The sequence below is a fragment of the Streptomyces sp. CBMA156 genome, assembly GCF_014596515.1.
Taxonomy (GTDB): Bacteria; Actinomycetota; Actinomycetes; order Streptomycetales; family Streptomycetaceae; genus Kitasatospora.
In genome coordinates this window covers 1-7,561 of the sequence record NZ_MSJQ01000096.1, presented here as the reverse complement: position 1 = coordinate 7,561, position 7,561 = coordinate 1, and the positions used below count along the sequence as shown (strand labels likewise).

The 7,561-nt window shown below is 75.1% G+C and carries 6 protein-coding genes and 1 pseudogene; 3 read left to right on the top strand and 4 right to left on the bottom strand.

Annotated elements, in window-relative coordinates:
• Positions 1-1,042 (top strand): annotated as a pseudogene (locus BU198_RS08260) (regulator); the annotation flags it as partial.
• A gap of 536 nt (positions 1,043-1,578) precedes the next feature.
• On the opposite strand, the gene BU198_RS08255 reads toward BU198_RS08260, so the two are convergent.
• Positions 1,579-2,910 carry an FAD-dependent oxidoreductase gene (locus BU198_RS08255; protein ID WP_188296192.1) on the bottom strand — a complete coding sequence of 444 codons (1,332 nt, stop codon included), beginning with the start codon at positions 2,908-2,910 and terminating at the stop codon, positions 1,579-1,581.
• A 485-nt stretch (positions 2,911-3,395) separates the two neighbouring features.
• Positions 3,396-4,301: a TIGR01777 family oxidoreductase gene (locus BU198_RS08250; RefSeq protein ID WP_188296191.1), complete on the bottom strand. Its 906-nt coding sequence runs from the start codon at positions 4,299-4,301 to the stop codon at positions 3,396-3,398.
• Between the two features lie 74 nt (positions 4,302-4,375).
• Between BU198_RS08250 and BU198_RS08245 the strand changes: the two genes are divergently transcribed.
• Both BU198_RS08245 and BU198_RS08240 read left to right on the top strand, forming a co-directional pair.
• A complete protein-coding gene (locus BU198_RS08245; protein WP_188296190.1) occupies positions 4,376-4,873 on the top strand; it encodes a GNAT family N-acetyltransferase in 498 nt (165 codons plus the stop codon).
• A gap of 134 nt (positions 4,874-5,007) precedes the next feature.
• Positions 5,008-6,084: a DUF2510 domain-containing protein gene (locus tag BU198_RS08240; RefSeq protein ID WP_188296189.1), complete on the top strand. Its 1,077-nt coding sequence runs from the start codon at positions 5,008-5,010 to the stop codon at positions 6,082-6,084.
• 18 nt (positions 6,085-6,102) lie between these two features.
• Here the strand turns inward: BU198_RS08240 and BU198_RS08235 are convergent, their stop codons facing one another.
• Entirely contained in the window at positions 6,103-6,618 is a 516-nt protein-coding gene (locus BU198_RS08235; RefSeq protein ID WP_188296188.1) for a DUF4240 domain-containing protein, read from the bottom strand.
• A gap of 144 nt (positions 6,619-6,762) precedes the next feature.
• Positions 6,763-7,561, bottom strand: a 799-nt coding sequence (locus tag BU198_RS08230; protein WP_188296187.1) for a 2-oxo acid dehydrogenase subunit E2, incomplete at its 5' end; no start/stop codon positions are given.

The window sequence follows — 7,561 nt, the reverse complement described above, 5'->3', positions numbered from 1 at the left end:
CCCCACCGCCCGCAGCACGGCGGGGACCACCGGCACCGCCCCCACCATCGGCCGGGTGCCGATCCAGAGCCGCCGCCCGCCGGTCGCGGTCGAGCCGGCCTACACCGACCAGGCCCGCGAGTCCCGGCCCACCCTGCGGGTCGGCCGCGGCGACATCGCCGCCATCCGCGCCGTCGGCGACCTCTTCCGGGCGCTCGACCACGCCTACGGCGGCGGCCACGCCCGCCAGGCGCTGGTCCGCTACCTGGAGAGCGAGGCCGAGCCGATGCTGCGCGGCCGCTACGGCGAGCAGATCGGCCGGGCCCTGTTCGGGGCGGTCGCCGACCTCACCAGACTGGCCGGCTGGACGTCCTTCGACATCGCCGCGCACGGCCTCGCCCAGCGCTACTTCGTCCAGGCGCTGCGTCTCTCCCAGGCCGCCGGGGACCGCGCGCTCGGCGGCTACGTGCTGGTGACGATGAGCCAGCAGGCCGTCCACCTCGGCCACGGCCGGGAGGCGGTCCAGCTCGCCCGGGTCGCCCAGCAGGGCGTGGGCACCGCCGTGCCGCCGGTGGTCCAGTCGCTGATGCACGCCGCCGAGGCCCGCGGCCACGGCCTGCTGGGCGACGTGCGGTCCTGCACCACCGCCCTGGTGCGGGCCGAACGCTCCCTGGCCGCGGCCCGGTCCGGCGACGAACTGCCCTCCTGGGCGCGCTACTTCGACGAGGCCCAGCTCTCCGACGAGTTCGCCCACTGCTACCGCGACCTCCAGCAGTGGCGGACGGCCGCGCAGCACGCCGAGAAGTCGCTGCGGCTGCGCTCGCCCGCCTACGCCCGCAGCCGGATCTTCTGCCGCCTGGTGCTCGCCACCGCCAGGCTCGGCATGGGGGACCTCGACGAGGCCTGCACCATGGCCACCGACGCGCTGCGGGCGGCGGGGGAGATGCGCTCGGCCCGCTCGCTGGAGTACGTCCGGGACTTCCACCGCCGCCTCACCCCGTACCGCGGCAGCCCGGTGGCCCGCGCCTTCGAGGAGACGGCCAGGCAGGCGGGGGTGATCTGAGCGGCCGGGTACGCGGGGGCCCGGCCCTCGGCCGCTCGGCGTCGAGCACCACTGCCACCGGGACCGGCCACGCGGTGCCCGCCCGGTTCCGGCGGGCCGGAGCCGGTCCCGGAGCCGGAGCCGGCCGGGTCGTCGACGTGCCCCGGCCCGGTACGTCCCGGCCGGTCAGGAGCCGAGCGCGATCCCGGACACGGCGGTCGGGAGGGCGGTCGGGACGGCGGCCGGGTACGACGACCCACCGCGGCAGCCGGTCGGCGAGCAGCGGGGCGGCCACGGCTGCGGCGGGGATCGGGATCAGGGCCGGTCGCTGGGCGGTGGCGCTCACCGCGCGACCGGCCGAGTGGTCGGAATCATCCGATGAACGGTCAGACCGATCGGAACAGGCGGAACGGTCGGAACAGACGGACCGATCGGAACAGGCGGAACGGGCGCGTCGGCGTCCCGGCACGCCGTCGGTCTGTCACCCCGGCAGACCGCTGGTGTGGGGGAAGCCTCGACGTGCCGGCAGCGGGCCTGCCGGCCGCTGGCCGGGGCCGTCAGGCCGCCGCCTCGGCCTCCCTGGCGTCGGCCGGGACGCCGAGGTCGCGCAGCACCGCCTCTGCCGCCCGCCGCCCGGAGACCAGCGCGCCCTGCACGGTGCTGGTGTCCCGGTGGTCCCCGGCGACGTACAGCCCGGCCAGCAGCCGTACCGGACGCCGGGGGTTGTGCGGCGGCGGCATGGCGGGCAGCGCGTCCGGGACGTGCCGTACGCCGAGGAACTGCCACCCCGTCGTCGAGGTGCCGTACAGCGCGGCCAGCCGGGTCCGGACGGCCGGTTCCAGCCCGGCCGGGCCGCTCGCGTCGAAGGTGCGCCGCCCGAGCACGGTGGTGGCGATCAGCGCCTGGCCGGCCGGGGCGTAGGACGGGTGCAGCTCGCTGAGCACCAGCGAGTGCGAGACCAGTGGCGGGTGCCCGTTCGGCCGGTCGCCGTCGAGCAGCAGGACGGCCTCGCCCAGCGGGGCGCGGTCGGCCGCGTGGTAGAAGGTCGTGACGGAGTGGAAGTCCGGCAGCCGTAGCCCGGGCAGCAGTTCGGCGGCGGAGCGGGCGTCGGTGGCGACGATCACGGCCTGGGCGCCGATCCGCCCGTGCGCGAGGGTCTCCACGCCGTCCGCGGCGATCGAGCCGACCTGGATCCGGGTGCGGACGGTGCCGGCGGGCAGGGCGGCGGCCAGCTGGGCCGGTACCGCCGCGATGCCGCCGGCGGGCAGACAGAGCCGGCCGCGCGCGTACGAGCGCAGCACCAGGTCGGCGATCCGGCTGCTGGTGCCGAGCGCCGGATCGGAGAGCAGCGCGCTGAGCAGCGGGCGCAGGAAGCCGTCCACGGTGCGCGGGGCGAGGCCGTGGCCGGCCAGCGCGCGGGCGGCGGTGGTCTCCGGCCTGGCCTGGAGCCGGCCGACCGGGGTGGTGGCGAGCCGGCCGAGCCAGCCGGCCAGCCGGGCCTTGTCCAGCGGACTGCCGAGCGGGGCCCGGGTGGTGGCCTGCCGGGCGACGGTGAGCTGGGGGTCCCCGGCGCGGTACCGGCGGCCGGCGCTGTGCACCAGTACGCCGGGCGCGAGCGGGCGCAGGTCGAGGCGGTCGAGGTCGAGCGTGCGGCGCAGCTCGGGGAAGGCGGTGTTCAGCAGGTGGCTGCCGTCGTCGAGCCGGAATCCGTCCTGCTCGCGGGTGGCCATCCGGCCGCCGATCCGGTCGGTGCTCTCCAGGACCTGAACGGCGAGGCCGTGGCCGGTGAGCGCGCGGGCGGCGGCCAGGCCCGCGAGTCCGGCACCGACCACGACGACGTCCGGGTCGGACGTCCGACGGGCACGGCGGGTGAAGTCGTACGTGGGCACTGGCGTGCTCCCTCCCTGGTCCCGGGGCTCCGGCCGACGCAGGCAGCGGGGTGCCGGGACACGGTCCGTGGAGGGTGATGCCCAGTCAGTGTGAGCATCAGACAAGCGCGTCGGACCGGATCCGAGGGGAAGGGCGGGTTGTGCGGCACCGGGCAGGACGCCGGTCACGGACAGTGCGCCGTGGCGGCCGGGTTCGGGGGTCGGCGGGCGCGTACGGTCACCGGGGGCGTGCGACGCGCCCGCCGCGTGCTCCCGTGCGCCCCCTTCCCGGGCCCCCTTCAGCCACGTTCGGCATATGCCCCTGGCCAGGGCGAATGCCGTAGTCGGAGTACGCACGGCCGCGCACCACCCGCACGCGCGCCAACCCGCCCCGCGCGCGCAGCCACCTCGCGCGCCCGCCCGGTCGACACCCACGGTCGGCACTCATGGCCGGACAGCTTGCCCACCCGCCCCGGCGCCCGGCCCCACCCGCCCCGGGTGCCCCGTCACATCGCCGCGAGCACCGCCGAGTACACGTCCGGGTGGGTGAAGCGGAAGCCCGCGTCCAGCAGCCGCCGCGGCACCACCCGGTGGCTGCCGACCACCTCGACCGCCAGCTCGCCCAGCACCGCCCTGAGCACCGCCTCCGGCACCGGGAACGGCGTCGGCCGCCGCAGCGCCCGGCCGAGCGCGGTGGTCAGCTCGGCGTTGGTCGCGGGGTTCGGCGCGGTGAGGTTGAAGGCGCCGGAGAGGTCGTCGTGGTCGATCAGGAACCGCAGCGCGGCCACCTCGTCGTGCAGCGAGATGAAGCTCCAGTACTGCCGTCCGTCGCCGAGCCGCCCGCCGAGGCCGAGCTTGAACAGCGGGAACAGCCGCCCGCCCGCCCCGCCGCTGGTGGAGAGCACCATCCCGGTGCGCGGGTGGACGACCCGGATCCCGGCCCGCTCGGCCGGCCGGGCGGCGTCCTCCCACTCCCGGCAGACCTCGGCCAGGAAGTCGTCACCGGCGGGCGAGTCCTCGTCGATCACCCGGTCGCCGGTCTGCCCGTACCAGCCGACCGCGGAGGCGCTCACGAGCACCTGCGGCGGCTCCTTGAGCCCGGCCAGCGCGACCGCCAGCGTCTCGGTGCCGTACACCCGGCTCTCCCGGATCTCCCGCTTGTAGGAGTCCGTCCAGCGGCGGTCGCCGACCCCGGCGCCGGCCAGGTGCACCACGGCCTGGACGCCGGTCAGCCCGTCCCGCTCGACCTCGCCGAGCAGCGGGTTCCAGCCGATCGCGGTGCTGCCGTCCGGCCGTGGGCCCGTCTTCGACCGGTGCCGGACCAGCCGGACCACCTCATGGCCGTCCGCCAGCAGGGAGCGGACGAGCGCCGAACCGATCAGACCCGTGGAACCCGTGACAGCGATGCGCATGCGCCCATCCTCGCAGCTCCCGCGCGTTTCCGGCCGCCTGTCACGTTCGGACGCGTCTCACTAGCATGGCGCGCATGTCTGACGACGATCTGATCATCCGTACGGCGCGCAGCGAGGACGAGCGCGAGCTGGCCGTCCTCAACCACGCGGCCTGGTCCGTCCGGTCCGACGTCTCCCCGCGACCGCCCGTCGAGGACCCGCTCTTCGACGAGCGGCGCACCCCAGGGCAGTTCCTGCTGGCCGTGCTGGACGGCCGGATCGTCGGCTACGTCCGCCAGGTCCCGCCCACCCCACTGGCGAGCAACCGTCACGTGCGGCAGATCCAGGGCCTGGCCGTCGACGGCACCGTCCGCGGCCGGGGCATCGGCCGCCGCCTGGTCGAGGCGGCCTGCGAGGCGGCCAGGGCCGAGGGCGCCCGCCGGATGACCCTGCGGGTGCTCGGCTGGAACGCCCCGGCCCGCCGCCTCTACGAGGGCTGCGGCTTCGTCGTCGAGGGCTCGCTGGCCGAGGAGTTCCTGATCGACGGGCAGTACGTGGACGACATCTGGATGGCCCGCCGACTGGCCGGCTGAGCCTGCCGGGGCCCGCTCGCCGGGCCACCGGGACCGGCTCGGCGGACGCGGCCGTCCACCGTCTCCCCGGCGGTGCAGAGTCGTGACGGTCCCGCGCTGTCCGGCCCGCCGCCGCGCCGGGTACCGTTTCGCCCGTGAGCAACTCGACGCCTCCCGGGTGGTACCCGGTCCCGGGTGCGGACGGCACCCCCGGTCACGAGCGCTGGTGGGACGGCAACGCCTGGACCAGTGAGGTACGACCGCTTCAGGGCGGCGTCGCGGGCGGGTTCGCCGAAGCCCCCACCCAGCCCTGGGCGCCGTCCGACCAGCGGCCCGACTACGGCTACCCGGGCGGACCGGCGGCCCCGGCCTACGGCTACCCGGGACAGGACGCCTACCAGGCCCAACCCCAGGCCCAGGGCGGCTACCCCGCCCAGGCGCAGGGCGGCTACCCCGCCCAGGGCGCGGGCTACGGCTACCCGGGCCCCGGCTACCCGCCGCCCCCACCCAAGCCGAAGACCGGCCTGATCGTCGGCATCGCGGTCGGCGTGCTGGCCGTGGGCGGGATCGCCGCCGGGATCGTGTTCAGCGGCGGCGGGGGCGACCCGACGGCGGACCCGACCCCGAACCCCACGGTCACCGTGACCCAGAGCAGCAGCCCCTCGTCGAGCCCCAGTCCGTCGTCGAGCCCCAGCCCGATCGTGCCCCCTCCCACGCCCAAGCCCCTGCCGGTGGTCAAGAGCACCGTCCCCGACGCGCAGCACTCGATCACGGTGCCGGTCTTCGAGGGCTGGGAGGTGACGAGCACCCCGCCGCACTCGTCGGTCTACCTCGGCACCGGCCGCTACACCTGCCCGGACGGCAGCCAGTGCATCCGCGGCCAGTTCTCGGTCGAGAAGGACACCATCGAGGGCTCCACGCCCAAGGGTGCCGCGGATGCCCAGATGCCCGTCTACGCCGGGCAGATCTTCTCCGGGATCAGCTCCCACACCGACTCCGGCTCGGGCTACGTCAGCGTGGCCGGCGTGCTCGGCTACGCCACCCGCTGGCACGTCCGCACCACGGACGGCACCCAGGGCCACGTGCTGCTGGTCGCCCTCCCGGCCAAGGGCGGCGGCTACGTGGTCATGGAGGGCGGCGTGGACGACAACCCGGCCGCGCCGGACGTCTCGGTGCTGGACCAGATCCTCAAGGGCATCAAGCAGGACAGCTCGTCGGGCAGCAGCACCTGACGCGTCCCCAGGGCGTGGCTAGTCCCCGTACCGCTCCCAGAGCTTGGGGAAGCGCTTCGCCATGACGTCCGGGTCGTCGAAGTCCAGCACCGGCCCGGCCGGCCGGTCGGCCTGCCGCCCGCCCACCTCGGGCAGCGGCAGCCCGGTCAGCCGCTCGTACGCCTCGTCGGCCGCGTAGCCGAGGTCCTCGGCCTCGCCGTCCTCCTCCTCGTCGAACTCGGGCAGCAGGTCCGCCAGGTCGTCAGGCTCGGTCAGCCCGCCCTCGAAGACCTCCCGGCCCTGGCCGATCAGCCAGGACCTGAAGTAGTCGAAGGTGTCGTCGGAGGCGCCGTCGAGCAGCAGGTAGGCCGCGCCCCAGAGGTCGTAGCGGTGGGCGCGCCCGAAGCGCGCCTGGAACAGCCGGGCGAAGTCGATCACGTCGTCCGGGGTCAGCTGGAGGAGCCGTTCCACCAGGAGGTCGGCCTGCTCGTCGGGGTCGCCGTCGGCGGCCTCCCGGGTCTCGTCGATGATCTGCCAGAAGTCGGTCTCGTCCATCACCGCTCCAGCATCCCCGTTCGGCCGCGTCCGCGCATGCCACGACTCGGTTCATGCCCACGACTCGGTACGACCGGGGGCCGGGAACGGCGGAACCCCGCGCCGTCCGGGGACGACGCGGGGTTCCGCGGGGACCTGGTGGGGTCAGAGGCCGAGCTCGACCTCGAACTCGCCGGCCTCCAGGATCTCCTTGACCGAGACCAGGTAGCGGGCGGCGTCGGCGCCGTCCACCAGGCGGTGGTCGTAGGAGAGCGACAGGTAGACCATGTCGCGGATGCCGATGGCGGTGCCGCCGTCGGCCTCGATGACCACCGGGCGCTTGACGGTGGCGCCGATGCCCAGGATGGCGACCTGGTTCGGCGGCACGATCACGGTGTCGAAGAGCGCACCGCGCGAGCCGGTGTTGCTGATCGTGAAGGTGGCACCGGACAGCTCGTCCGGGGTGATCTTGCTGTCGCGGACCTTGGTGGCCAGCTCGGCGGTCTTCTTCGAGATGCCGGCGATGTTGAGGTCGCCCGCACCCTTGATGACCGGGGTCATCAGACCCTTCTCCGAGTCCACCGCGATACCGATGTTCTCGGTGTCGAAGTAGGTGACGGTGCCCTCGGCGTCGTTGATCCGCGCGTTGACGACCGCGTGGACCTTGAGCGCCTGGGCGGCGGCCTTCACGAAGAACGGCATCGGGGAGAGCTTGACGCCCTCGCGGGCCTGGAAGCCCTCCTTGGCCTTGCCGCGCAGCGACATGATCTTGGTGACGTCCACCTCGACCACGCTGGTCAGCTGGGCCTGCTCGTGCAGCGCCTTCAGCATGTTGTCGCCGATGACCTTGCGCATGCGGGTCATCTTGACCGTCTGGCCGCGCAGGGCGGACGGAGCGGCGGCGGCCTTCGGCGCGGCGGCCGGAGCGGCAGCGGCGACCGGGGCCGGAGCGGCCTTGGCGGCC

Coding starts and splice junctions, on each gene's coding strand:
- BU198_RS08250 (WP_188296191.1), bottom strand. CDS start 4,301: ATGCGCATCGCTGTCACGGGTTCCACGGGTCTGATCGGTTCGGCGCTC.
- BU198_RS08245 (WP_188296190.1), top strand. CDS start 4,376: ATGTCTGACGACGATCTGATCATCCGTACGGCGCGCAGCGAGGACGAG.
- BU198_RS08235 (WP_188296188.1), bottom strand. CDS start 6,618: ATGGACGAGACCGACTTCTGGCAGATCATCGACGAGACCCGGGAGGCC.